23 protein-coding genes and 1 pseudogene are annotated in these 25,966 nt (G+C 34.3%); 17 read left to right on the forward strand and 7 right to left on the reverse strand.

The features are described from left to right. Nucleotides 1-210 precede the first annotated feature (210 nt). The 13 genes and pseudogenes from OOK99_RS05945 (at nt 211) to OOK99_RS06005 (ending at nt 16,502) form a co-directional block, all read left to right on the forward strand. Nucleotides 211-1,378 (forward strand): annotated as a pseudogene (locus OOK99_RS05945) (ankyrin repeat domain-containing protein). Nucleotides 1,379-1,636: 258 nt separating this feature from the next. Continuing rightward, nucleotides 1,637-2,818, forward strand: coding sequence for an ankyrin repeat domain-containing protein (locus tag OOK99_RS05950; RefSeq protein WP_264719706.1), 1,182 nt, complete (start codon nt 1,637-1,639; stop codon nt 2,816-2,818). 254 nt (nt 2,819-3,072) lie between these two features. After that, the gene (locus OOK99_RS05955) at nt 3,073-4,692 is read left to right on the forward strand and encodes an ankyrin repeat domain-containing protein (RefSeq protein WP_264719707.1); all 1,620 of its coding nucleotides are present in this window, start codon (nt 3,073-3,075) and stop codon (nt 4,690-4,692) included. 130 nt (nt 4,693-4,822) lie between these two features. Beyond that, the gene (locus tag OOK99_RS05960) at nt 4,823-6,049 is read left to right on the forward strand and encodes a cytochrome b (RefSeq protein WP_264719708.1); all 1,227 of its coding nucleotides are present in this window, start codon (nt 4,823-4,825) and stop codon (nt 6,047-6,049) included. Then, complete coding sequence (locus tag OOK99_RS05965; RefSeq protein WP_264336362.1) at nt 6,049-6,810, forward strand: cytochrome c1; 762 nt, start codon at nt 6,049-6,051, stop codon at nt 6,808-6,810. The genes OOK99_RS05960 and OOK99_RS05965 overlap by 1 nt, the downstream gene beginning before the upstream one ends. A gap of 86 nt (nt 6,811-6,896) precedes the next feature. Next, entirely contained in the window at nt 6,897-8,831 is a 1,935-nt protein-coding gene (gene uvrB / locus OOK99_RS05970) for an excinuclease ABC subunit UvrB (RefSeq protein ID WP_264719709.1), read from the forward strand. A gap of 1,109 nt (nt 8,832-9,940) precedes the next feature. Further along, nucleotides 9,941-11,137: an MFS transporter gene (locus OOK99_RS05975; RefSeq protein ID WP_264719710.1), complete on the forward strand. Its 1,197-nt coding sequence runs from the start codon at nt 9,941-9,943 to the stop codon at nt 11,135-11,137. 38 nt (nt 11,138-11,175) lie between these two features. Beyond that, entirely contained in the window at nt 11,176-11,475 is a 300-nt protein-coding gene (locus tag OOK99_RS05980; protein ID WP_264719711.1) for an integration host factor subunit alpha, read from the forward strand. Further along, nucleotides 11,472-11,798 carry a MerR family transcriptional regulator gene (locus OOK99_RS05985; RefSeq protein ID WP_264719712.1) on the forward strand — a complete coding sequence of 109 codons (327 nt, stop codon included), beginning with the start codon at nt 11,472-11,474 and terminating at the stop codon, nt 11,796-11,798. The genes OOK99_RS05980 and OOK99_RS05985 overlap by 4 nt, the downstream gene beginning before the upstream one ends. Before the next feature lie 52 nt (nt 11,799-11,850). Further along, the gene (locus OOK99_RS05990) at nt 11,851-12,441 is read left to right on the forward strand and encodes a murein hydrolase activator EnvC family protein (RefSeq protein WP_264336359.1); all 591 of its coding nucleotides are present in this window, start codon (nt 11,851-11,853) and stop codon (nt 12,439-12,441) included. A 4-nt stretch (nt 12,442-12,445) separates the two neighbouring features. Then, a complete protein-coding gene (gene leuS, locus OOK99_RS05995; protein WP_264719713.1) occupies nt 12,446-14,905 on the forward strand; it encodes a leucine--tRNA ligase in 2,460 nt (819 codons plus the stop codon). 120 nt (nt 14,906-15,025) lie between these two features. Next, on the forward strand, nt 15,026-15,661 hold the full coding sequence (locus OOK99_RS06000) for a hypothetical protein (protein ID WP_264719714.1): 636 nt from the start codon (nt 15,026-15,028) through the stop codon (nt 15,659-15,661). A gap of 103 nt (nt 15,662-15,764) precedes the next feature. After that, nucleotides 15,765-16,502: a hypothetical protein gene (locus OOK99_RS06005; protein ID WP_052264711.1), complete on the forward strand. Its 738-nt coding sequence runs from the start codon at nt 15,765-15,767 to the stop codon at nt 16,500-16,502. Between the two features lie 99 nt (nt 16,503-16,601). Here the strand turns inward: OOK99_RS06005 and folD are convergent, their stop codons facing one another. The 6 genes from folD to ndk all read right to left on the reverse strand — a co-directional run bounded on the left by folD (nt 16,602) and on the right by ndk (nt 21,369). Then, nucleotides 16,602-17,489 carry a bifunctional methylenetetrahydrofolate dehydrogenase/methenyltetrahydrofolate cyclohydrolase FolD gene (gene folD / locus OOK99_RS06010; protein ID WP_264719715.1) on the reverse strand — a complete coding sequence of 296 codons (888 nt, stop codon included), beginning with the start codon at nt 17,487-17,489 and terminating at the stop codon, nt 16,602-16,604. Further along, nucleotides 17,473-18,048: a UbiX family flavin prenyltransferase gene (locus OOK99_RS06015; protein ID WP_264336354.1), complete on the reverse strand. Its 576-nt coding sequence runs from the start codon at nt 18,046-18,048 to the stop codon at nt 17,473-17,475. Before OOK99_RS06015 ends, folD begins: the two co-directional genes overlap by 17 nt. Next, on the reverse strand, nt 18,041-18,298 hold the full coding sequence (locus tag OOK99_RS06020) for a DUF2312 domain-containing protein (protein WP_006014634.1): 258 nt from the start codon (nt 18,296-18,298) through the stop codon (nt 18,041-18,043). The genes OOK99_RS06015 and OOK99_RS06020 overlap by 8 nt, the downstream gene beginning before the upstream one ends. A gap of 9 nt (nt 18,299-18,307) precedes the next feature. Continuing rightward, nucleotides 18,308-19,585 (reverse strand): HlyC/CorC family transporter, encoded by a 1,278-nt coding sequence (locus OOK99_RS06025; RefSeq protein WP_026092656.1) that lies wholly within the window; start codon nt 19,583-19,585, stop codon nt 18,308-18,310. Nucleotides 19,586-19,653: 68 nt separating this feature from the next. Further along, on the reverse strand, nt 19,654-20,832 hold the full coding sequence (locus OOK99_RS06030) for an aspartate aminotransferase family protein (RefSeq protein ID WP_264719716.1): 1,179 nt from the start codon (nt 20,830-20,832) through the stop codon (nt 19,654-19,656). Nucleotides 20,833-20,949: 117 nt separating this feature from the next. Beyond that, nucleotides 20,950-21,369, reverse strand: a complete 420-nt coding sequence (ndk, locus tag OOK99_RS06035) for a nucleoside-diphosphate kinase (RefSeq protein WP_264336352.1) — start codon at nt 21,367-21,369, stop codon at nt 20,950-20,952. A gap of 114 nt (nt 21,370-21,483) precedes the next feature. On the opposite strand from ndk, the gene OOK99_RS06040 reads away from it, so the two are divergent. The 3 genes from OOK99_RS06040 (at nt 21,484) to OOK99_RS06050 (ending at nt 24,177) form a co-directional block, all read left to right on the forward strand. Continuing rightward, nucleotides 21,484-22,308: a hypothetical protein gene (locus OOK99_RS06040; RefSeq protein WP_264336351.1), complete on the forward strand. Its 825-nt coding sequence runs from the start codon at nt 21,484-21,486 to the stop codon at nt 22,306-22,308. Then, on the forward strand, nt 22,305-23,258 hold the full coding sequence (gene hemH, locus OOK99_RS06045) for a ferrochelatase (protein WP_264336350.1): 954 nt from the start codon (nt 22,305-22,307) through the stop codon (nt 23,256-23,258). The genes OOK99_RS06040 and hemH overlap by 4 nt, the downstream gene beginning before the upstream one ends. A 61-nt stretch (nt 23,259-23,319) precedes the next feature. Next, nucleotides 23,320-24,177 (forward strand): hypothetical protein, encoded by an 858-nt coding sequence (locus tag OOK99_RS06050; protein WP_264719717.1) that lies wholly within the window; start codon nt 23,320-23,322, stop codon nt 24,175-24,177. Here OOK99_RS06050 and gshA read toward each other — a convergent pair. Then, on the reverse strand, nt 24,174-25,328 hold the full coding sequence (gene gshA / locus OOK99_RS06055) for a glutamate--cysteine ligase (protein WP_264336348.1): 1,155 nt from the start codon (nt 25,326-25,328) through the stop codon (nt 24,174-24,176). The two genes, OOK99_RS06050 and gshA, sit on opposite strands and share 4 nt — an antisense overlap. Nucleotides 25,329-25,410: 82 nt before the next feature. Between gshA and hslV the strand changes: the two genes are divergently transcribed. Then, entirely contained in the window at nt 25,411-25,965 is a 555-nt protein-coding gene (hslV, locus tag OOK99_RS06060) for an ATP-dependent protease subunit HslV (protein ID WP_026092657.1), read from the forward strand. The last annotated feature ends 1 nt before the right edge of the window (nt 25,966 follow it).

Raw genomic sequence — 25,966 nt, forward strand, 5'->3', positions numbered from 1 at the left:
TCCCTTATTTCCTTTTCTAAAGCAGATTGCTTCTTATTAAGAGCAAAAAAATGTGAATAAGGAAGCTCAGCATGTCTTGTACGAAAGTTAAAGTGATAGATTGCTGAAGACCTAATTTTTAACTATTGAAATTTTTCTCTGTAAATTTTGCTTGCACATATTAAGTTGCATGATATAAAGCCGGGAGCATTCTCTTTTAGGAGGTATTTGATGGAAAAACAAAAAATAATTGAGATTTTAGGAAGAAAATTAGTTTCTGCTATAAGCAGAGGTGATTTTCAGAAAGTTAAAGAATGTATTAAAGAGATAGAGTATAAACAAATAAAAAATGAAGTTTTGAATTATGAAAGATACTATATGAAACCTATACATCATGCTACTCTCTTGGGTAATTTAAAGATATTAGAGTTTTTATGTAACAGCGGTGCTGATGTTAATACTACTATTAGTAATCGATATTTGAGTACTCCCTTGCACATTGCTGCTAGACATGACAAACTAGAAATAGCAAAGTTTTTACTTGATCGTGATGCTAACATCAATGCTACAAATTATAAAGGTTTTACACCTTTGTACTTAGCATCTAACGATTGTCATTTAGATATGGTAAAACTCCTACTCTGTAGAGGTGCTGATGCTAGTATTCAAAGTCGTTACGGCAAAACATCATTAGATGTTGTTGGAAATGCTAGAAAAGATGAATGTAGTAGTAGTGAAATTCAAAAAATAGAATCTGTATTGAGCAGTGCTACTGAAGCTGACTGTGAAGCAAAATTAACTTCTATAAAAGCAGGTATTAAAGACGCTAACGACAGCACAGATTTTGTAAGTAGTGCAGCGAGTCTTTCATTATCCCCTACCAAAGCAATTAAGATAGAATTGGAAGTTAGTAATACCAAAAACTTGGCAAGTAGCACAGTGAACTCTTCCTCCACTCTTATCAGAGAAAATTTTGAAGAAGTTAGCAGCACTGCAAGCAATGCTGTAAAACCTTCCTCTTTTATTAATAGTATATTTAGTGGGATAACTACTACCATCAGTAGCTTGTTCAGCAGTGCTCCTGCCTTACCTCCTGCACAGCAATCTGTTGATCACTTGGCTGTTAGCCCTATTGGTTCTTCACAAATTGACTGTAATGGAACAGTTCTCCTAACTGCTATAGCAATAAGTAAATTCACAGGGGAAAGATATTCAATGCCACTGGATGATTCACTTTTAACGATAAGACAGGTTAAAGAAAGAAAACTTAATTCTCTAGAAAGAGATGTCAAGATGGCACTTAGCAAGTGTGACAAACTTTATCAGTATCCTGAAAGCTCACTGAGCAACTTCACAATATCTAAAGGCGTGCCACCAAAAATCCCTTTCAATCAGTTAAAATAAGCACTCAAGCTTGAGTGCTTATTTTCGTATAATCCTCTTTAAGTTAAAGCTCTTATATGTTGGGAATAAGCTGCTACGAAATTTAAGTAAATTAAGGAGGCTTATGGTATTTTGTACAAAAACTAAATGTAGCACGTGATGAAATAACAATCTCTTACGTTGTAAATTTTTTTTAATTTTACATATAAATTTTACTAGCATATGCCCAAATTATGTGGTATAAAGGTAAAAATTTTATCCTTTAGGGGGGGTTATGGTTACAAAAACAGAAGTTGAAAAATGGAGAGATGGGCTACGTTCTGCAGTAAAGGAACGTGATTTTCAAAAAGCTGAGGAGTATATTAGAGAAGGAAAGACACATACTACTAACGTTATTAACTCTAAAGATAGAAATGGTAACTCACCCTTATCGATTGCTGTTAGTAAACAAGATTTAGAAATGATGGGTTTTTTAATTGAGAATGGCGCAGATGTTAATATTGAGGACTTTTTTCGTGTGCCTCCTATATACTATGCTGTTACAAAGGGCACCACAGAAATGATAGAGCTTCTAATCGATAAAAAGGCTAGCATTAGTGGTTATTTTTCATATGCTGGTGAAAAACGCACTCTTGTAGGCTGGGCTATAGATGAAAATAGTCCGGAAAAAGTTGAGGTCCTGCTTAAGCATGGTGCTAGTCCAAATAGCAAATTTGACTTTTACGATGATTCACAAGATTCGTGTCTACATGCTGCTATCCGAAGAGATTACAAAAAAATAGTTGAACTTCTCGTTAAATATAAAGCTGATGTCAATGTTCAAAACGAACGGGGGGAAACACCTATATATTTGGCTATTAGTTCAAAACGTCCAAAAATAATTAAGCTGTTATATGATAATGGTGCCGACATTGATAATGTTAAGAATATAAGGAACGAGACACCATCAGATTATGTTAAGTTATTTTATTCCGGCAAAACGATAAAAGAAATTGCTGCAGAAGCAGAGAGTGCCAATGTAAACTCAGAAGATATTACTCCTGCACCAAGTAGTGCAGTAAGACCTTCTTCTTTTATTAATAGTGTATTTAGTTGGATGGGAACTTCAACAACTGCTGCACTCAGTAGCCTATTTCAGAGTGCCCCTGCTTTACCTCCTGCAAAGCAATCTGTTGCACATTTGACTGGAAGCCCAATTGATTTTTCGCAAGTCGATTTTAATGGAACAGCTCTGCTAGCTGACGTGGTAATCAGAAAGTTTATCGGGAGAAAATATTCAAGACCATTGGATGATTCACTTTTGACATTGGAGCAAATTAGAGAAAGAAAGGTTAGTGCTATAGAAAGGGATATCAAGATGGTAATTAGTGAGTTTGAAAAACTTGATCAATGTCCTCGAAGTTTATTAAGCAATTCAACAATATCTAAAGGCGTAAGTCATCAAAAGCACCTCTAAATCAGTTAAAACAAGCACTCAAGTCTGAGTGCTTGTTTTTCTATCCCTTATCTCCTCTTCTAAAGCAGATTGCTTATTATCAAGTAATAAAAATTTTGAATTAGGGGCTTAAAATATTTTGCAAAAAAGTTGCGTGATAGGTTGTTGAAAGACCTAATTCTTCACTATTGAAATTTTTTCTCTATAAATTTCACTTGTGCATACTCAATTACATGATATAAAGCCGGGAATGTTATTTTTTTAAAGGTGTTTTTATGCCAATAAGTGTTGAGAAATTAAGAAAAAAATTACTTGCTGCTATAAGCATAGGTAATTTTCAGAAAGTTGAAAAATGTGTTGAAGAGGCAGAGAGTGAGCATGTAAAGAATGAGATTTTGAATAGTAGAGAGCACGTTACAAATCCTCTGCGTCTTGCTACTCAAAAACGTAACTTAAGGATATTACGCTTTTTAATTGCCAAAGGTGGCGATATTAATGTTACTATTAGTACTGTATATTTGAGTACTCCCTTACATATTGCTGCTGCTGCCAACGAAGCAGAAGTAGTACAATTTCTACTTGATAATGGTGCTAATATCAATGCTACAAATTATAAAGGTTTTACACCTTTGTACTTAGCATCTTTCTATTGTCACCTAGATATGGTAAAACTTTTGCTTTTTAATAGTGCCGATACTAGTATTAAAGATGTAAATGGCAAAACAGCATCGGATGTTGTTGGAGGTTATAGAAGAAATATGTGTGATAGCGATGCAAGACGAAAAATAGCATCTATGCTAGAACATACTGCTAAAGTTAGCTCTATAGGAACTATACAGACAGTGTTAGAAATGGGTAATAATTATAGTACCACAGATGTAACAAGCAAAAAAGCTGAACTATTCATAGATGAATTATTTGCTGCTATAAACATAGGTAATTTTCAGAAAGTTGAAAAGTGCATTAAAGAGGCGGAGAGTATAGGTATAAAAAGCGAAATCTTGAGTAGTGAAAGGCATGGTATAAAACCTATACATTTTACTACTGACAAGTGCGATTTAAAAATATTGCAGCTTTTGCTTAATGAAGGTGCTGATATTAATGCTACTAATACTGAATATTTTAATACTTCTCTGCACATTGCTGCTATTAATGGTAAACTGGAAATAGCACAATTTCTAATTGATAGTGGTGCTAATATCAATGCTACAAATTATAAAGGTTTTACACCCTTATACTTAGCGTCGTTTCATTGTCAATCAGATATGGTAAAACTCTTGTTTTGCAACAATGCTGATATTAGTATTAAAGATGTAAATGGCAGAACAGCATCGGACGTTGTTGGAGGTTACAGAAGAGATATGTGTAATAACAGTAGTGCAATGCAAAGAATAGTATCTATATTAAGTGGTGCCGTTTCAATTGATTGCAAAGCGATATTAACTTCTACTAGAGTAAGTCTTAAAGAAGAATTGGAAGCTAGCAGCGTGGCAAGTAACGCAGCAAGCAGTGCAGTAAAACCTTCCTCTTTTATTAATAGTATATTTAGTTGGACAACTGCTTCTACATTGGGTCGAAATACTCCTGCTTTACCTTCTGCACAGCAATCTGTTGCTCATTCGGCTGGAAGTCCCATCTACTCTTCACAAGTTGATTTTAATGGAACAGCCATGTTAGGTTATTTAATGTTCAAGAAGTTTACAGGGGAAGAATGTTTAGAACCATTGAATAATCCGCTTTTTATAAAAGAAGGAATTACAGAAAGAGAGCTTAACGCTATGGCAAAAAATGTTGAGATGGCACTCAGTAAGTATGAAAAACTTTATCAATGTCCTGAAAGTTCATTAAGCAACTTAACAATATCCAAGGGTGTACGTCATCAAAAGCACCTCTAAATCAGTTAAAACAAGCACTCAAGTCTGAGTGCTTGTTTTCGTGAAATCTATTATTTAAATTAAACTTTTTATTGTGCGTTGTAGGTAAGTTGTTACAATAAAATGAGTTAAGATGAAAAAACTTTAAGTTATGGAAGATGACAGCAAGAAAGAAATAACAGAAGAAAAAGGTATATTAGGTTGGATAGAGTATAGACTGCCTATATTTTCTTTTCTAAAACATACTGCTTCTTATCAAGTACCAAAAAATTTAAATTATGCTTGGAATTTTGGTTCTTTGGCTGGTATAGCACTAATTTTGCAGATAATAACAGGTATATTTCTTGCCATGCACTACACTCCGCATGTTGATCATGCATTTAATAGTGTGGAGCGTATAATGCGTGACGTAAGTTATGGATGGCTGATACGTTATACTCATGCTGTTGGGGCGTCACTCTTCTTTATGGTGGTCTATGTTCATATCATGCGTGGATTATATTATGGATCCTATAAAAGACCGCGAGAAATGGTGTGGTTTATTGGCATATTTATATTTTTTGCAATGATGGCAACTGCCTTTATGGGATATGTTCTTCCATGGGGACAAATGAGCTTTTGGGGTGCAACAGTTATAACTAACTTATTTTCAGCCATACCTTTAATTGGCAATAAAATAGTTATATGGTTGTGGGGTGGTTTTTCCGTTGATAACCCAACGCTCAATCGTTTTTTTGCACTTCATTATCTTCTTCCTTTCATTATTATTGCTTTAGCTATGTTGCATGTTGTTGCTCTGCATAGATTTGGCTCTAATAACCCAAGTGGAATAGAAGTAAGGTCAGGTAAGGACACTATTCCTTTTTATCCTTATTATATAGCAAAGGACTGCATAACTTTTGGTTTATTTTTTATAATTTTGTTTGGATTTGTTTTTTATGCCCCTAATTATCTTGGTCATCCTGATAATTATATAGAAGCTGATCCTATGGTAACTCCAGTACACATAGTACCAGAGTGGTATTTCCTACCTTTTTATGCGATGTTGCGCTCAATTCCAAATAAGCTTATTGGTGTACTTACCATGTTTGGATCTATTTTAGTTTGGTTTCTTTTGCCTTGGCTTGATAAATCAAAAGTTAAAAGTGGTGCTTATCGCCCATTATTTAAGAAATTTTTTTGGGTTTTTGCAATAAATTTTGCATTTCTTGCTTGGCTTGGGGGGCAGGAAGTTAAAGAGCCTTACATTACTTTAAGTAGACTCTCAACTCTTTATTATTTTTCATATTTTGTGATAGTTTTACCTTTACTTAGTAAGTATGAGAAACCAAAAAAATTACCAAGAACAATAAGCGATTCCGTTCCGGAGATGAAGTGATGCTGTTGGTTAAAGTTGCTCTGTTTTGTGTATTATTTCTCACTAATTCTCTTTCTGCAGAGGAGTTTAAACCTTTACCAAATAAGAAAATCGACTGGAGTTTTGATGGAATTACTGGATCTTTCGATAGAGAGTCAATTCAGCGTGGCTATAAAGTATACAAGGAAGTCTGTGCTGCTTGCCATTCAATGAATAGAATAGCGTTTCGTAATTTGCAAGATGTTGGTTTTTCTGAAGAGGATGTAAAACAAATTGCAGCCTCTTACCAAGTTAAAGATGGTCCGAATGATTTGGGTGAAATGTTTGATAGGCCGGGAGTGTCTTCGGATTATTTTATTGCACCTTTTGATACAAAAGAAGCAGCTGCAGCAAGCAACAATGGAGCAATTCCACCGGACTTATCATTAATTGTCAAAGCAAGACATGATGGTGCAAATTATATCTATTCACTACTAATTGGTTATCAAAACGGTGAACATGATGAGAACGGTTTATATTTTAATCCATATTTTTCAACAGGCAGGTTAGCTATGGCACCACCACTCTCTGAAGGAATGGTAGAATATGATGGTACAAGGCAAGCCACAGTTGAAAATATGGCATATGATGTGGTAAATTTCTTACAATGGGCAGCAGAGCCAGAACTGGAGCGCCGACATAAACTTGGGCTAAAAATAGTGACATATTTTATAATTTTGACGGTGTTTTTTGTTCTTACTAACAATAGAGTTTGGAGCCAACTCTATAAAAAAGGAAAATAGAACTTCATTTACGCTCGTTTTTATACCTTACTCATAATATCATGTGTATTATGTAATGATAAATATATTATGAAAGTATAGGGATTATGGCATTTCAAATAGTTACAAATTTTCAGCCAGCTGGGGATCAACCACAAGCAATAGATAGTTTAGTTGAAGGACTAAATAACAAAAAAAGAGATCAGGTTTTACTTGGAGTAACTGGCTCTGGAAAAACTTTTACTATGGCAAATGTTATTGCAAGAACAAACAGGCCTGCGTTAATTATGGCGCATAATAAAACTTTAGCGGCACAGCTTTACGAGGAGATGAGAGGATTTTTCCCCCACAATGCTGTTGGATACTTCATTTCTTATTATGATTATTATCAGCCTGAGGCTTATTCGCCACAAACAGACACTTATATTGAAAAAGACTCTTTAATAAATGAAAGAATTGATATGCTACGCTATTCTGCTATATGCTCTCTTTTGGAGCGTAGGGACACGATTGTAGTTGCGAGTGTTTCTTGTATATATGGTCTTGGTTCGCCTGAGAGCTATCTCAGCATGACCTTGACTTTAAGTGCTGGAGATAAGATTCATGTTAATGACTTTCTGAATAATTTAGCTAATCTCCAATATAAACGTTCTGATGTCAGATTTGAGCGAGGATATTTCAGAGTGCGCGGCGATATTATTGATATATTTCCTGCTTATTATGAAAATAAAGCTTGGCGTTTATCATTGTTTGGTGATGAAATAGAAGAAATTTCTGAGATTGATGCCATGAACGGCAATATTATCAGACGCATAGATAAAGTCACCATTTTTCCAAATAGCTATTACACTACATCACGTGAGACTCTTTTGCAAGCAGTTCAACTGATTAAAAAAGAACTACATGAACGCCTGGATTATTACTATTCACAGAACAAAATTGTTGAAGCAAAACGCCTTGAGCAGCGTACTAATTTTGATATTGAAATGATGATGGCAACGGGAGTGTGTAAAGGTATTGAAAATTATTCGCGTTATCTTTATGGAATGAAAGCCGGAGATCCACCGCCTACATTGTTTGAGTATTTACCTAAAGATGTAATTTTATTTGTTGATGAAAGCCATGTAACCGTTCCCCAGATAGGTGCAATGTATAGCGGTAATGAAGCACGTAAAAAGAAATTGATAGATTATGGTTTTAGGCTACCTTCTGCTTTTGATAACCGTCCATTAAAATTGGAAGAGTGGGAGGCAATACGGCCCCAGACTATTTACGTTTCGGCTACTCCAGGAAAATATGAGTTAGAAAAGACTAACCACGCATTCATAGAGCAAGTTATCCGCCCAACAGGACTGACAGATCCCATCTGCACCATAAAACCAACAGAGAGTCAGGTTGATGATGTGATTCACGAGGCGCAAGTAACAATAAAAAAAGGATTTTGTATTCTAATTACCACATTGACAAAAAAAATGGCTGAAAAGCTAGCTGAGCATATGAGTGAGCTCAGTATGAAAGTAACTTACCTACATTCAGATATTGGTGCACTGGAAAGAATTGAAATTATATGCAAATTAAGATCTAAAGAAATAGATGTTCTTGTTGGCGTTAACTTGTTGCGGGAAGGTCTTGATATTCCCGAGTGTGGGCTGGTTGCAATTTTAGATGCTGACAAAAAAGGGTTTTTACGATCAGAGACTTCGCTCATTCAAACGATAGGTCGTGCTGCACGCAATGTTGAAGGCAGAGTAATTTTATATGCAGACAAAATTACTAATTCTATGGATCGTGCACTGAAAGAAACTGAAAGGAGAAGAAAGAAACAGACAGAGCATAATACACTGAATAATATTGTACCAAAAACTATAATAAAGCCTATATCAAATACTTTACAGGAAAAAGTGGTAGTTGAGAATTTTAGTAAGAATGATCTAAATAGTTTGAAAAAGCAAATGTTGAAGCATGCTGAAAATTTAGAGTTTGAAGAGGCGGCAAAAATAAAAGGTATTATTGAAAAATTTAATAACAGACCCGTTACATAACTAGAAAAAAGATAAATAATTAATAGTTAAGCTGACTTTGATTTACCAAAGATTTGAAAAACTATTATCTAAGAACATATCTTGAAAGGACTTAAGTGGTTAAATATTAAAGAGTTCTTGAAGTAAGGAGAGCACACTCATACGTCAAGCAAACAACGTTTACCTAAAATTCTGTGACATTAGCAGCTTTCTTGGCCCGTTTTCAGTAAACAGTGATTTTGTAATTCTTCTATATATTAGAAAAATTTTTATTTTAATTAGCCATAGGCGCCTATTGTTTTTTAGCTAAAGTAAAGATCAAGTATCTGGAATTCTGGACATAAAATCCCCCTATGTAAAAAAGATTAGAAAAAAGTGCAGCGCACATACAACAGATACGCACTAAAGAAGATACGCTACGCTTTTTGATTAAAAATTTGACTGAACAGTCTGCAGACAAAGATAGATTTTGAGCTCTTAAAATATCTCTAACTGTGATTATAATCAGATTTAAAATATATGGAAGCAATTTTTTACGTTAGCTATTTAATATTTTAAATTAGGCCTCTTGCATAACTATATTAAAGGTTAGCACCAGCAACTACTCCTCATTACATATTTTATCGCATTAATAATTGTTATGTTTTTGCTCTCCCTATTCTATTGCTCCTTGTGCAACATTTGGCCTTGTCACTTATATCACTTGTTACCCTCCTATTTCTTGCTTTATTCTTTTTTTTCCCTTTCAAGACAGGTTCTGAGTGGCAAAACATAGGTCCACTTTAATGTGTATTAAACAAGATTTTATAACTCTAATTGTCTTTGCTTGTGCTGTTCAACTATGACATCAACCATTACATTCAATGGAAGATGATCTGAAGGGTATCTCTCTTGTTGGAATTATATCATCTTTACCCAGGCCTTTCACCGTACGCTGTATACTCCTTTATAACAGGGGATAAAAAGCAAAAATCTATTCTTTTTTTGAGATCATATACAGATTCTAACAATTAAAATCTCACAACAAATTTGTTGTTTCATAGCTTTTATATAATCTATAATTGCAACTGTTTTAACATTAATCAGAACCTAAAAGAGGCTTGTTATTAATGGATTACTTATAAAATCTTATGGAAAGTAGAGCTTGGTTCATTTGGCTGATTAGCAACTTAATTGTTATATTCAGCAATATGCAAATAATCTACACCTTTATAAGTGTGGATCTTGAAAAAGAACTTGGGATCACGATTGCGCAAGTTGCACTGGCTAATTCAGCATATACTTGGACTTTTGCTATCTCACAATTTTTTAGTGGGGCAATGTTTAATGTTTTTTCCAGCAAAAAAATTTATTTTCTCTCATTATCGATTATGATCTTTGGGTTTTTTATCCTTATTAGTAGTGACAGTTTTGTCCATCTAATTTTATCTCAATTCTTGATTGCAATTGGAGCATCATTTGGTTTTGTTGGAGCTGCTCATATAAGTAGCACATATTTTCCCATTACCCAATTTGGACTGATGTTCTCACTAGTGCAGACAATTTCAAGTCTTTCCGCTTTGATGATTCAAATGTTGTTCTCTAGCTTCCTTGCTGAAGGTATGGATTGGAAGAATTTGATTGTATACGTAATATTATTTGGCGTATCGATATTTGTACTTATGTTTTTTTATCCGAAAGGACTTTCAAAAAAAAGTTTGGAAAAATGCACAATAAAAAGCTCTATAAAAACAGTAATATGTTCTATACTAACGGTGCTAAAATTAAGAGATATCTGGATAACTTCAGTAGTAGGTGCTATTACTTTTGGAACATTTTTAGCGCTTAATATGCTGTGGGCACCAAGGTTACTAAGCAACTTAGAACTAAATACAATGGAGTTAGGTGTGGCAACTGCAATATTGTGGCTTGGTCTTGCAGTTGGTGCTCCAATTGCAGATTTAATCTCAAATCTATTTAAAAATAGAAGGCACGTAATCTCTGCTTTTGCCATATTGCAAGGTATTTCAGTTATTATTTTACTATACGGCAATTTAACAGTTCATATTATATACTTTTGTATGTTAATGTTTGGTTTTTTTGCAGGCGGATATATGCTTAATTTTACTGTTGGCAGTGAGATTGTTGAGCAGAAGTATATTAGCACATCATCATCCATTATCAATGGATTTATGTTTGTTATGAGTGGAATTTTAGTGTCAATTTTAGCACTTTTTTCAGATCATCAAATGGCGCTTTTCACAATATTTGCAATGTTAACATTTGCTAGTATTTTTAATTATGCTACAAAAGAAACATACTATAAAAATAAAGTAGCTGAATCTTGAGTCGACTGTTATATTATATTAACATACTATAATAAATTATGACAACAAAAGACACAACAGTAACTAAGGCAACAATAGCTGAATGTATAAACCAGAAAATTGGATTATCGAAAGAAGACTCTATTGCAATAATAGATGATATATTGGATGAGATAAAAACGAGCTTAGCAAAGGATGGGATAGTAAAAATATCTTCATTTGGAACATTTTTGGTTAAAAACAAGAAAGAAAGACCAGGAAATATACCAAAGACATTGGAAAGGGTAGTAATTAAAGCGAGAAAATCAATTTCTTTTAGACCTTCAAAAATGATGAAGAAATTAATAAACAACCGATGAATAAGGAAAAATTATTTTACACAATTGGAGAAGTAGCTGAAGAACTACATTTGGAGCAGCATGTTTTAAGATTCTGGGAAAGTAAATTCCATCAAATTAAACCCATAAAACGGAAGGGAAGAAGACTATATGATCATAAGTGTATAGAGGCAATAAAGAAAATAAAATATATGCTATATGACAAAGGATATACAATAAAAGGAGTACAAAAGGAATTTGGTAACGATGTAAGAATTGATCATTATTCAAGAAATTTGTTGCAAGAACTTACCGATTTAAGAGACTATTTGACTGATAAAATAAATGAAGAAAGTAATAAATAGACGAAAAATACTATAAAGTTTTGTGAAAGTTGATCTATCTAGAGATAAGTTTATGTGTCGTATAGCCTTGTTCTTTATATTATCAGCAATACTGATAAGCTGTGGCCTGCAAAAACCTGCACCTGTACTACTTAAAGGCGAAGAATTTTATGGAAAAAGAGACCTAGAGTACACAAGGGAGTATCATTTGATTAAAGAAAATGTTGATTCTTCGCTGCAAAAAGAAAGTAGAAAAGCCTTCGTAGATAAGGTATATAACAATAATGCACAAAGCATGTGTAAATTTGTAATACCGGTTAAAGGTGCAGTTATCTCTTCTGATAAAATATGTCAAGATGGCATAAAAATTACTGCTCAAAGTGGAACAAAGGTTATTGCTTCTGCACCTGGCAAAGTAATATACGTAGGCAAAGGCCTGAGGTGGTACGGAAATTTAATTATAGTGGAACATAAAGATAATTACATGACTATGTACTCCTACTTAAAAAACATACAAGTTGAAATTGGTGATAAAGTAAAACAAGGTCAAGTAATTGGATCTGCAGGTAAATCAAGCACACAAGATAAAGATCCGCAGATGTGTTTCACAATAAGGCATAATGGTCAAGCAGTCGATCCTTTAGTACATATAAACTGTGATTGAATTTATGAAATATGATTTTAAAAACGTTGAAAAATTCTACCAAAATAAGTGGGATTTTTCTGTAAGCAAAGATAGTAAAAAGAAGAAATGTTACGTGTTGGAAATGTTTCCATATCCATCTGGTAAGATTCATATGGGGCACCTGCGTAACTATGCAATAGGAGATGTTATAGCACGTTACAAGAGAGCTCGTGGATTTGAGGTTTTGCACCCAATTGGCTGGGATGCGTTTGGATTACCAGCTGAAAATGCAGCAAGGGACAATAACATTAACCCTGCAGCATGGACACAAGATAATATAGATAATATGCGCGCGCAGCTAAAATCTATAGGTCTTTCATACAATTGGGATCGTGAGCTCTCCACATGTGAGCCTGATTATTACAAACACGAACAGAAATTTTTTCTGGATTTTTTAAAGCATGGTCTTACCTATCGAAAAGAGTCGTGGGTTAATTGGGATCCAGTGGACCAAACAGTGCTTGCAAATGAGCAAGTGGTTGATGGAAAAGGATGGCGATCAGGTGCAGTTGTTGAAAAACGTAAGTTATCTCAGTGGTTTTTAAAGATTACTGATTTTGCTGAAGATTTGCTTCATTGTTTGCAAAGTTTAAAAAATTGGCCAGAAAAAGTCAAAACTATGCAAGAGCGCTGGATAGGAAAATCTGAAGGGGCAACTATAGATTTTGAAATAGTTGGCCTGAATAAGAAATTAAAGATTTTTACAACTTCTCCTCATACTTTATTTGGAGCTTCTTTTCTTGCAGTAGCAGCAGAGCACCCTATTGTACAAGACCTTAAGGACGAAGACATACAAGGCTTTATCGACAGTGTGAAGGCAAAGGGGGAGAATGATGAAAAAATTGGAATTTACACTGGACTGAACGTCAGGCACCCATTTCTCGACAAGGAATTACCAATTTATATAGCGAATTTTGTGTTGATGGAGTATGGAGAAGGTGCGATTTTTGGTTGCCCTGCACATGATCAGCGTGATTTTGAATTTGCACAGAAGTATGGTTTACCGATTATTCCTGTAGTTTGTGAAGAGACCAAAGAGATCTTAAAAGAACCGTACTTCGGTGATGGAGTGATGTTCAATTCTGAATTCTTAAACGGACTAATGATTAATGAGGCAAAGGAAGTAATCATTAAAAAGCTTGAAGAAAAAGGAATAAGCAAAAAAACAGTAAACTACCGTTTGCATGATTGGGGAATTTCAAGGCAACGTTATTGGGGATGTCCTATACCTGTTATATATTGTAAAGATTGTGGAATTGTTCCAGTTCCAGAAAAAGACCTCCCTGTTGTTCTACCAACGGATGTAGAATTTACAAGTGGTGGTAATCCCCTGGACAAGCACCCAACCTGGAAATTTGTTGATTGTCCAAAGTGCGGAAAGCAAGCAGAACGTGAAACTGATACATTTGACACTTTTTTTGAATCTTCTTGGTATTTTGCTGCATTTTGCAGTGAAAATAAATCGATTAATAAAGATACTTGTAATCGTTTTATGCCTGTTGATTATTACATAGGTGGAATAGAACATGCAATTCTACATTTGCTTTACTCAAGGTTTTTCTGCCGTGCTTTAACTAAATGTGGCTATTTTGACATTAAAGAGCCTTTCTCTACTTTAATCACTCAAGGAATGGTCTGTCATGTAACTTATAAAGATGAGAATGGCAAATGGCTCTTTCCCGAAGAAGCAAAAGAGTTGATTGCGAAGGGTACTAAGATCCAAGTTGGAAAAGTCGAAAAGATGAGCAAGTCGAAAAAGAACACAGTTGACCCAAACTTTATCATAGAAAAATACGGTGCTGATACTGCTCGTTTGTTTGTATTATCTGACACTCCTCCGGAAAAAGATATGGAATGGTCTGATGATGGAGTGGAAGGTTGTTTTCGCTACATAAATAAATTGTGGCGTATGGTAGTGCAACTTAGGCCCGTAAACATACACTATGATAATGAAAACATTGTAGGTAAACTCCTAGAGTACAGAAAAAAAATCCATAAACTATTGCAAGGACTTACAGATGACTTGGAAAACTGCAGATTAAACTGTGTGGTAGCAAAGTTTCGTGAAATGACAAATTTAATAGCTGAAATAGACGTAAAAACTGGAAAATCTCTTATTGATGAAGGTATATGCATACTAATCAGAGTAATTGAGCCATTCATGCCACACCTGGCTGAAAATTTATGGCAAGAAATAGGAGGTGAAGGCATGCTATATCTAAAGCCTTGGCCACAAGCTGATGAATCACTACTAATTGATAATATGGTGACTGTAGCAGTGCAGATCAATGGAAAGTTACGTGCGACCATTGAAGTGGCAACTGATTTACCTCAAGAAAAATTGAAGAAAATAGCAACAGATTCTGTATCTAACAAAATCGATCAAAGCAAAATTCGCACTATATATGCTGTACCAAATAAGATAGTAAACATAGTTATATAAAAATTTTGAGTAGCATGTCGCTAATTTCGTAGGTATACTTTTTTTGATATGAGGTTATATCTTTTTTAATATAAAGGATATATACTTGTGCATTATATATTTTTTTGTATGGGTAGTTATATGAAAATAAAAGGATTGTGTGTTTTAGCTGTGTTGCTCACTTCATCTCTAGCAGGTGCAGCTAGTAATAAAGCAGCTAGTAATAGTGCAAAAGAGCAGTACTACGCAGGTTTAAACTTTGGTGGTGGATGGGGTGCTGGCTTAAAAATAAAACCTGGCTTAGTTTTTGGTTATAATTATGATAAAAGCTCTAAGTTTGAACTTGAGATTCTCACTGACGTAAGTGATATGTTTGGTGCAGAAGATAAGAAAATGGGAGCTAGTTTATTAGCTAATTACCGTTATTATCCTGACGTTGACATTGATCCTGTGAAACTATATGTCAGTGGAGGTTTAGGTGGGTATCTCCAAGTAATACCTTTTGGCTCTGGTACAGCTGAAAATAAACCACCTAAAGCTGAAAGTGCAGAATCTAACCCTAAAACTGAAGTTATAAGTTCAGCTGGTACTAAAAGTGAAACACTAGATAAAATACTGGGTGCTATTTCCTACAAACTGAAGGTTGGTGTTGATTATGAAGTTGCTCCACAGATAGTTGGTACAGCTGCTTTAACCGTAGGCGGGCAACTGAGTGGTTTAAAAGCAATGACAGTACCGGATATTATGCTGGAAGTAGGAGTACGTTATAGTTTTTAATGCTGGATGGCATTGTGTACATGTTTAGGTGTAACCATAAGCAATGCTCAAAACTTGCTGCTAGCATGTTTGAACACTTATTCCAGTCTGTTTTAAGGAAGTAATGTGTATGAATTATATGAGAACGATGAAAGTGTTCGCTGTGTTGATTGCTTTAGCAAGTACAGCTAGTAATGGTACAAGTGAGTTAGAAGATCAGTACAAAGATCGGTATGAAGACCAGTACAAAGATCAGTATGAAGATCAACACAAAGATCATTGTGAAGATCAATACGAAGATCGATATGAAGATCAGTACGAAGATCAGTACTATGTAGGTTATGTAGGTTTAAACTTTGGAACTCGATGGGGTGAAAGCTTTCAATTGAAACCTAGCGTTGTTTTTGGTTATCATCATAACCAAAATTCTAAGTTTGAACTTGAGGTTCTTGCTGACATAAGTGATATAACTGATAAAGCAAAAAGAAAAGTAGGAGCTAGTTTATTGGCAAATTACCTTTACTATCCTGATCTTGAAATTGATCCCATTAAATTATATGCTAGTATAGGACTGGGTGGATATATTCGAATATTGCCATCTTTTGGTCTTGGTGAGGATACAAATGCAGTTAACACTCCAAATTCAGCTGCAACTGTAGCCGCAGCCGCAGGTCAAAATGAAACACTAGATAAAATACTGGGTACTATTGCCTATAAAGTAAAGTTAGGTGTTGATTGTGAAATTATTCCGCAGATAATTGGCACAGTTGCTATTGCTGCAAGCGGTCAATTAAGTGGCTTTAAACCACCGATGAAAAAACCAGATGCAATCATAGAAGTAGGTATACGTTATAATTTTTAAGCTATGAACACTTTGAATCCTTATACACAGTTATATGCTCGGTGCTATATATGTGCTATTTGTAAAGGTATTCTGTTTATGCTAACATTAAGCTAAACCTTAAGCAATAAAATCAGAAGGATCAACTTCCCGCTGTAAGCAAGCAGCAACTACAGTGTTTATCATAAGAAATGCTATTGTCATCGGGCCAACTCCACCAGGCACTGGAGTAATAGCTTTGACTTTTTCTTTTACTCCCTCAAAGTCAACATCACCCACAAGCTTACTTTGACTTCCTATGTTAATGCTATTTATGCCAACATCAATCACTATTGCACCTTTTTTTATCCAATCTGATTGAACAAAATTTGGCTTTCCAACTGCTGCAACTACTATATCCGCCTTAGAGCAATAATCAGCTAAATCCCTACTTTGTGAATGCAAGATGGTAACAGTGCAATTTTCTTGCAACAATAGGTGAAACATTGGCTTACCCACAATATTTGATCTGCCAATGATTACCGCATTTTTACCGGACAGATTATTTTCAACTGACTTAATTAAATGCAAAGAACCTTTGGGAGTACAAGGTATCAGACAATTTTTTTCACCTTTAACTAACCTGCCAACATTTTCATCATGAAAGCCATCTACATCTTTTTCAACACTTACTGTATTAATTATTCTGCTTGCACTGATGTGCTTTGGTAAAGGTAACTGCACTAAAATTCCATGCACAGATGAATCTTCATTTAATGTATTAACTTTTTCAATCAATTCGTCTTCTGAGATACTATCAGGCAAAACAATAGTTTCAGAACTTATGCCTATTAATTCTGCTTTTCTTTGTTTATTACGAACGTAGACCTGACTTGCTGGATTGCTACCCACAAGAATTACTTTAAGACAAGGAAAAACATTATACTCTTTCTTTAAAATATCAATTTTTTTTGATAGCTCCTCACAGAGATCATTTGCTATTTTTTTACCGTTAATAATAATTGACATTTCCTTGCCACTCCTTGAAGTCAGGTAATGCAATATCAAATAAATTCAATACTTTACCAACAGCATGATTTACAATATCATCCAAAGATTTTGGTTTAATATAAAAAGCAGGCATCGGCGGAGCAACAATTGCTCCCATCTCCGTTAGTTTTAACATATTTCGGAGATGTCCAAGATGTAGTGGAGATTCTCTCACCATAAGAACTAATTTTCTTCTTTCTTTTAGAGTTACATCTGCAGCCCTTGTTAATAGATTGGAAGTCACCCCCGATGCTATTTCAGACATTGTTTTCATAGAACATGGAGCAATAACCATACCTGAGGTTTTAAATGAGCCGCTTGCTATTTTTTCTCCTATTTTTTCTTCAGAATAGTAAAAATCTGCAAGCGATATAATATCTTCAAGTTTTTCTTTAATCTCATGAGCTATAGTTATTTTTCCAGCACTGCTGATCACTAAATGAGTTTCATGATTGGTATTTTTTAGTGCCTCTAGAATCCGTACACCGTAAATAGAACCAGATGCTCCACTTATTCCAATTACAATCCTACTATTCACCTTCGTAATTCATTCCCAATGCACGTTTGTAGGTATCAAGTAATATTTCCTGTTCCTCCCTGTCATCATCATCCATCTTTCTTAGCCTAATAATCTGTTTCATCACTTTTATATCCCAACCTTCATCTGCAGCTTTTGCATATACATCACGAATGTGATCTTGCACATCCCTCTTTTCTTGTTCAAGTTTTTCGATTCTCTCTATATAGCTCTTCAAATCTTCAGCCGTTATTTTTACTGTATCTTCCATAGAACCCAACTAATTAATTGCTACTACAGTATTATCAGTTTTTACTTGTACTTCAATCATAGTAATAATATTTTTATCTTTTTTTAAAATCTTAAAGTAAAAACCGTACATGGAAAACTCTTCATTTTCTTCAGGAATGCGCTCTATCTCGTTTACAATCATACCTGCTAGAGTTGTAGCTTCTTCATCAGGAAGATCCCAATGTAACTGTCTATTAATATCCCTAATAGTAGATTTTCCTTCTATGTGATACATATTATCGGATATCTTTTTTATAAAATTCTCTGTGATCAAATCATGTTCATCTGAAATTTCTCCAACTATTTCTTCCAGTATGTCCTCAAGAGTAACAATTCCCTGAAGGGCTCCGTACTCATCAATAACAAATGCAAGGTGTTTCCTATTTTTACGAAAGTTGTGAAGTTGCACACTAAGCGGTGTACTTTCTGGTATAAACCAAGGCTTTGACATAACTTGGGTAATATCTATTTTATCACCCTTTTCACGTAAGGCATTTATTAGATTTTTTACGTGAACCACTCCGACAACGTTATCTGGTTCTTTTTGCCATAAAGGTACCCTACTATGACTACTAGTCAAAATCTCTTTTATTAACTCTTCTTTGTTTCGATCTATATCAAGAGAAAATAAGTTTCTCCTGTGGGTAATAATTTGCGATATCTCCGTCTCAGCCAAATCAAGTATACTACTTAGCATATCTAAATCCTGTTGTAACATAGTTCCTTCACTGCGATGAAGAGTAATCATATTACGCATTGCATCTGCTGCAGATATTACCTCCCTATTCTTATGAAGCCCACATAACTTCAGAATGAGATTGACAATAAACTGAATGCCTAATGTCAATGGAGAAAGAATCTTGACAAAAAACAGCATAAAATAAGTAGAAAGTAATGTAAATTTTTCAGGATTTTGCATGGCGTAAGTTTTTGGTAACACCTCGCAAAACAGCAAAATACAAAACGTCATCATAGCTGTTGAGAAAAAGATGCCCTCACTTTCAAAGAAATTTATAAATATTGCTGTAAATAAAGCGGAACAAGTAATGTTAATAATTGTATTGCACAGTAGTATTGTTCCTATTGTTAATTCTTTTGTATTCAATAAGCGGTCTATTATCTTAGCTCTTTTATTTCCATCTAGCTTTAGTTTATTAACTCGGGAGCGGCTAATTGAAGTTAACCCTATTTCTGCTCCTGAAAACAAAAACGATAAAATCAACAAGAAGAAAATTGCTGACAATACTGAAATCAATAACCAATCCATTAAAGTATGATGTTATTGCGATATAGAAACAGAGTTGATTTTATATGTTGTAAGAAGCATTTGCAAGTCTATATATCTTTAATATAAAAAAATAAATCATGAAATATATCACACACTGCATTCACATGCATATTCTCAACAACAAGTGGAGGAGTTATTCTTATTACCCTATTATTTAAAATTTTAGTCATTATTAAGCCTTTGTCAAGAGATTGTTTAACAATTTTATCAGCCAAAGGTACTCTAAGCTCTATCCCTATCAATAAACCCTCCCCACGAACTTCTGAAACGATCTTCGGAAATTCTTCAGTCAAAGGCAACAACTTTTCTTTTAGATATTTACTGACCTTCTTAACATGGTCAAAAAAGCCTTCCTTTAGCATTACATCGAGTACTGCATTACTAACAGTCATAGCAAGTGGATTACCTCCATAAGTTGACCCATGAGTTCCTGGAGTGATTGCTTCTGCTATATAATCTTTTACTAAACATGCAGCCAGAGGAAATCCATTACCCATAGCCTTCGCACAAGTGAGCATATCAGGTTCAACTCCTATATTTTGATAGTAAAATAGAGAGCCAATCCGTCCATATCCGCATTGCACTTCATCAAAGCATAAAATTATTCCTTGAGCTTTTGTTATCTCTCTTACTTTTTGAAGATACTCTACGTCCAATGGATGTACTCCGCCTTCACTTTGTATGGGCTCTAAAAATATGGCAGCTGTTTCGCTATTGATTTTCTTTTCTAATGCTTCAATGTTATTTCTTGGAACTTTATCAAAACCAGAAAGGAGCGGAGCAAAGCCTTCGCGTGATTTTTCATTTCCTCCAGCAGAAATTGCAGCAATACTGCGGCCATGAAAACCTCCTTCAATTGTAATAATTCGATTGCGCTTTTCTTGTCCATTTAAGTAAAAATAACGGCGAATAAATTTAATTGCAGCTTCTGTTGCTTCAAGTCCACTTGAGCAGAAAAAAACTTTATCGGCAAAGGTAAGTTCTGTTAAACGCTGAGCAAGCCTTTCCTGCTGGGGAATAGTAAAAATATTAGAGCAGTGCCACAATGAATCCAGTTGTTCCTTCAGTTTATCTGTAATGTATGGATGACAATGCCCTAGAGAGGTTGTAGAAATTCCTGCAGCAAAATCTAAATATTTTTTACCATCCTTATCGAAGAGATATACTCCTTCTCCTCTAACTATAGAAGCTTCAGATCTATTATAAGCATTAACAACATGACCCATTTAAATATTATCTATACTATGTATTAGAAAGCTTTTCCTTCATAACTAAAAATCGAGCTAATATTTCACAGCTCAACATAAAATTCAGAAAGTTTAATTATGTATAGAAAAGTAAAACTACACCAATTCACACTCAGCAAAAAAGAAAGCTATTTCCCTACGAGCATTCTCTAGACTATCAGAACCATGCACTCTATTTTCACTAATATCATTAGCAAAATCACCCCTAATTGTACCTTTATCTGCCTGTTTTGGATCTGTAGCACCCATGATTTGTCTGTATTTACTGACTGCATTTTCACCAATTAAAACTTGAACTATCACAGACCCAGAAGTCATAAATTCCACCAACTCTTCAAAAAAAGGCCTATCCTTATGAATTTCATAAAACAGCTCTGCTTGTTTTTTTGTCAGCAGCATCATTCTTTGTGCTATAATTTTTAGTCCAGATTTTTCAATGTAAGAATTTATACTGCCTGTAATATTATTTTTTACTGCATCAGGTTTTAATATCGAAAGTGTTCTCTCAATTGCCATATCATTCCCTTATATTAAGATCGTATATTTATAGATTTATTTTATTATAAACTTTGATTTGATAAAAGCAATTTTTCACTTATAGTTAAGAATAAACCATCAAGGAGGTGTTTTATGGGGTGTTGTAATAAAAAAAACAACAAACCAGTCGATCCTAATGTTAAACAATCAATTGAAACTACACTTACTGCTAAAGAATGGGTTAATCAATTCAAGTCATCAATTTTTTGTGGGACAAAAGGATTTTTAACTTTTAATTTGGCATTTTTGAGTTATTTAGAGTATAGCTTACACAATAATACAAAATTAAAAGAAGGCGCTGTTTTTGCAATAAAAAGGAATACTATTCCATTTTTCGAAATGGCTATCATAGTGCCATTTGTTTGTCTTGCATTACCATCTATGATAGGTGGGATGAACCTCATGCATTGTGCGCTTATATGTGCTGCACTGATGGTTGCAACATGTTTTGTTGTGAGAACCTTTTACTTGCGTGAAAAGTTATTGAAAAAAATGACTAATAATGAAAATTATACCGAGGAACAAATAGAGCAGGAATTTAAGAAAGACACTATAAAATTTCCTATCTTTGATAAAAACAGACAGCATATTGAATATAATTCTCCTAATCCAGGACAACTAATGAATGAAAGTCCTCCCTCTCTTTTTGTTAAGGTTTTACTTTTCCCCCTTACGATTTTTCTGAAGGCTCTACAAAGCTGCATAATGATATCTTTGGCTGCTGTTGAACTTCTTGAAGCAGTGCCAAGTTTTTGTGTTGATGTGGTTTTCGATAGAGGCTTTGCATCTACACAGAGTAACATGAAGAGATCTGCTCATCTATTGTATGCCAGTGTAAGAAATTTAGTGCCTGTAACTAAACTTGATGAGTGTGTAGCTGATTTTATAGGCAAACCTGAAGAAAGGTGCTGTCAGTGAAGAAGGCAGTAATCTTATTTAACCTAGGCGGACCTGATTCACTAAGTGCGGTCCGTCCTTTCTTATTTAATCTTTTTTACGATAAAAGAATAATAAATCTACCAAATCCTTTTCGCTTCCTTTTAGCAAAGTTTATCTCCAAAAGGCGAGAAAGTACTGCACAAGAAATATACGAGCACATTGGAGGTAAATCGCCAATCTTGGAGAATACAAAAGCACAAGCTGATGCTTTAGAACTAAAATTAAATGAAGATGGAAACCATGTGTATAAGATATTCATCTGCATGCGTTATTGGCATCCATTTGCTGATGAAGTTGTTAAAAGCGTAAAGCAATTCAACCCTGACGAAATCATTCTGTTACCACTATATCCGCAATATTCAACCACCACAACTCTATCATCCATAGAGAATTGGCAAAAAAATGCCAAACTGGAATGTAACACAAAAACAATTCACCATTATTATGACAATGAAGACTTTATTGAAGCTCATGTTAATCTGACGTCTAAATATTATAAATTAGCTAGCAAAATCGGTAAGCCAAGAGTCCTATTCTCGGCTCATAGCTTACCTCTTAGTATCATTAAAAAAGGCGACCCTTACGCTTCACAGATAGAAAAAACAGTAAAATTAATAGTAAAAAAATTGAATATTGAAGATCTTGATTGGGGAATATGTTATCAGAGTAAGGTTGGCCCTGTAAAATGGTTGGAGCCTAGCACTGAAAGTGAGCTATCACGCGCGAAAGACGATAATATACCTGTAGTTTTATCACCTATATCTTTTGTTTCTGAGCATTCTGAAACACTGGTTGAACTTGATATAGAGTATAAAGCAATTATCAAAGACGGATATTACTTTCGCGTACCAACTCTCAGTACTGATCTCTTATTTATCAAGTGCTTGGCCGATTTATGTTTAGATCACTCTCAAAGTACTGATTTATAGCACTTTTCTTTTTAGATTTTTATAGTATAATATTAAAAAGTTATTATTTTATTATCTACTTATGCCAAAAGGTAAGCCAAATACATTTATAGAAAGTATACATGATGTTCACAATCATGATATTAGAAAGATGTATTGTATTGCAGTAGGTTTAACAGGCATATTGTGTAAAATTTCATTGCAATTCTGTTGCGAGTTTATTGATAACAACAGATCCAATATTTGTACTATATTAGATATTTCTAAGTTCATAAAACTACCAACATCAATAATATTTGCTCTTCACTTTGGTCTCAATTTAGCTGGATATAAATCTAAAAAACTTCAGAATGGTAAAGGGGGAAATGAACCTGAAAAACCAATACAGGTTGTAGGTAACTCAGCGTACTTGGCAAGCTGTATCATAGGAATATTGATGCAGGCAAAAATCATTCATTTCTTAGCTAGAAACAACAAGGATGTAATAAGTTATATTAGCTTAACATCAGCAGTTCTATTTCTATTTTCAGAATTCGTAAGCTGTTATTATAAGTGCGAAGAATATAAGGAAGTGCATAAAAAATATCAAGAAGCATGTAAAAAATACAAAAAGGGTGATGACGAACTTACGAAATGTGAAGCTGAGCTTGCTAAATGCAAGAAGAATGTTATGTTTAGCACATTCACTTTGTCATTGGGCTTGTTAAGCTTCATATTAAAAAGAATGGAACTTCCAACCATACCAATAGACTTGGGTGGTGGCATAATCTATAATTTCAACTTAACTGTTACGGTCAGTTTGATACTAAGCATAGCATATCTAGTATCAAACATCGATAAGTTTGTCAATCAACCTAATAATGGTACTGATCCTTCTACTGGACTTGATGACGCTCACCATATTCAGCATAATGGCAGCATTGTAGAAATTAATTATTAGAGATGAAAAGACTTAATTTCTACTGCCAATGCTAGCACTGCTAATTTGCTAACAATATTCCAAAGTGGCAAAGTTTTATTTTCTTGGCTGATGTCATAAAATTCACAGTCAGTGGAATTCAAGCTAGAATATACATCTTTCCTGCTATTACATCGGTATAAGTAACATGTTGGAGTATCTCCTATATAGTATATTAGCGGTTCTGCAGAACTACTTTTAAATATGTCAATAGTTGGTACACCTTCTTGTATAATAACACTATTGATTGCTATTCCTTCTTTTATCTTTTTCATTTTATGACGCTTTTTTTTATTGAGATTTAATATTTCCTTTCCACTTGTTGCTGTTATAATGCCCATTCCATATGTGCCATTGCTTGCTTTGATAAAAACGTAAGGTTGTGTTTTTATTTCATATTCCTCATATTTTTTTTGCACTAGAGATAATATTTGGTCAACTTTAGTCGCTACTGCTCCTAGTGATGAATCATCATTAAAGTCAACTCCATTACAGCTTTCTGTAAGCACAGAAATAAGCCATGGATCCATTTTAAATTCGCCACAAAATTCGGACACTAATTTTTGATAGATTTCAAAATATTGAAATTTCTGCCTACTGTGCCAGCCATATAATGGACTTGGCACTATCTCTTGTTTTACGTTTTCTAGTGTGTCTGGAATGTGGCTAGTCATATCACGGTTCAGTATAATAACATCAGGCACAAATCCTGAAGTTGTCTTCAGCAAAGAGTTTTCTTTCACAACAGTTTCATACTGTTCTATTAAATTGTACGTTTCATTATGAAAGAGGCCAATTCTAGTTTCAAAACCTGCGAGTTGCAGTACTTTCTCTATAACAAATACGTTTTCTATATACATTTTATTTCGTGTGTAATTCTCCGGTATTATAAGAGTCTTTTTATATTGTTTTGTTTCAAAATAACTTTTTATTAGTTTTGCTGCTGTTGCTCTTGATGTCTCACTTAGATTGTTGAACCCTGCAGGAAATAAATTAGCGTCCACTGGGGCAATTTTGTAGCTAGAGTTTCTAAGATCTATAGAGCTATAAAATGGCAATGTAAGGCCGTTAAATTTTGCCTCAAACCAATTATTTATACTTTTTTCCAAATCTGGGCGAATTATGTTTTGCATCTACACTTTAAATGTTATAAGAAAAGTACTATATTATAAGTTATAATCTTAATATAATATAACGAATTAAAATAACAAAAAAATGATTCATCATGACAGCAGTAAAATGTATGGTACTACTATACTATCAATTAGAAGAGACAAAAATGTAGTAGTAATAGGTGATGGGCAAGTCTCGCTAGGCCATACCGTTATAAAATCTGGAGCAAAAAAAGTTAGGCGTCTTTCTGGTGATTCCGTAATTGCCGGTTTTGCTGGAGCAACAGCTGATGCATTTACTCTCTTCGAAAGGCTAGAATCTAAACTTGATAAGCACCCAGGACAGTTAATGAGGGCATGTGTTGAACTTGCAAAAGACTGGAGAATGGATAAATATCTAAGAAAATTAGAAGCTATGATGATCGTGGCAGACAAGTCCATTTCATTGGTCATTACAGGAACGGGTGATGTTCTTGAACCTGAAGATGGCATTGCAGCCATTGGCTCTGGAGGAAATTTTGCTTTATCTGCAGCAAAAGCTTTGATTGACGTTGAAGGAATATCAATAGAGGAGATTGCAAAAAAGGCTATGAAGATAGCTGCCGATATATGTGTTTATACAAACCATAATCTAATTATTGAAAAAATAAAGGAGTAAT

This window comes from Wolbachia endosymbiont (group B) of Eucosma cana, from assembly GCF_947250645.1.
Classification (GTDB): Bacteria; Pseudomonadota; Alphaproteobacteria; order Rickettsiales; family Anaplasmataceae; genus Wolbachia.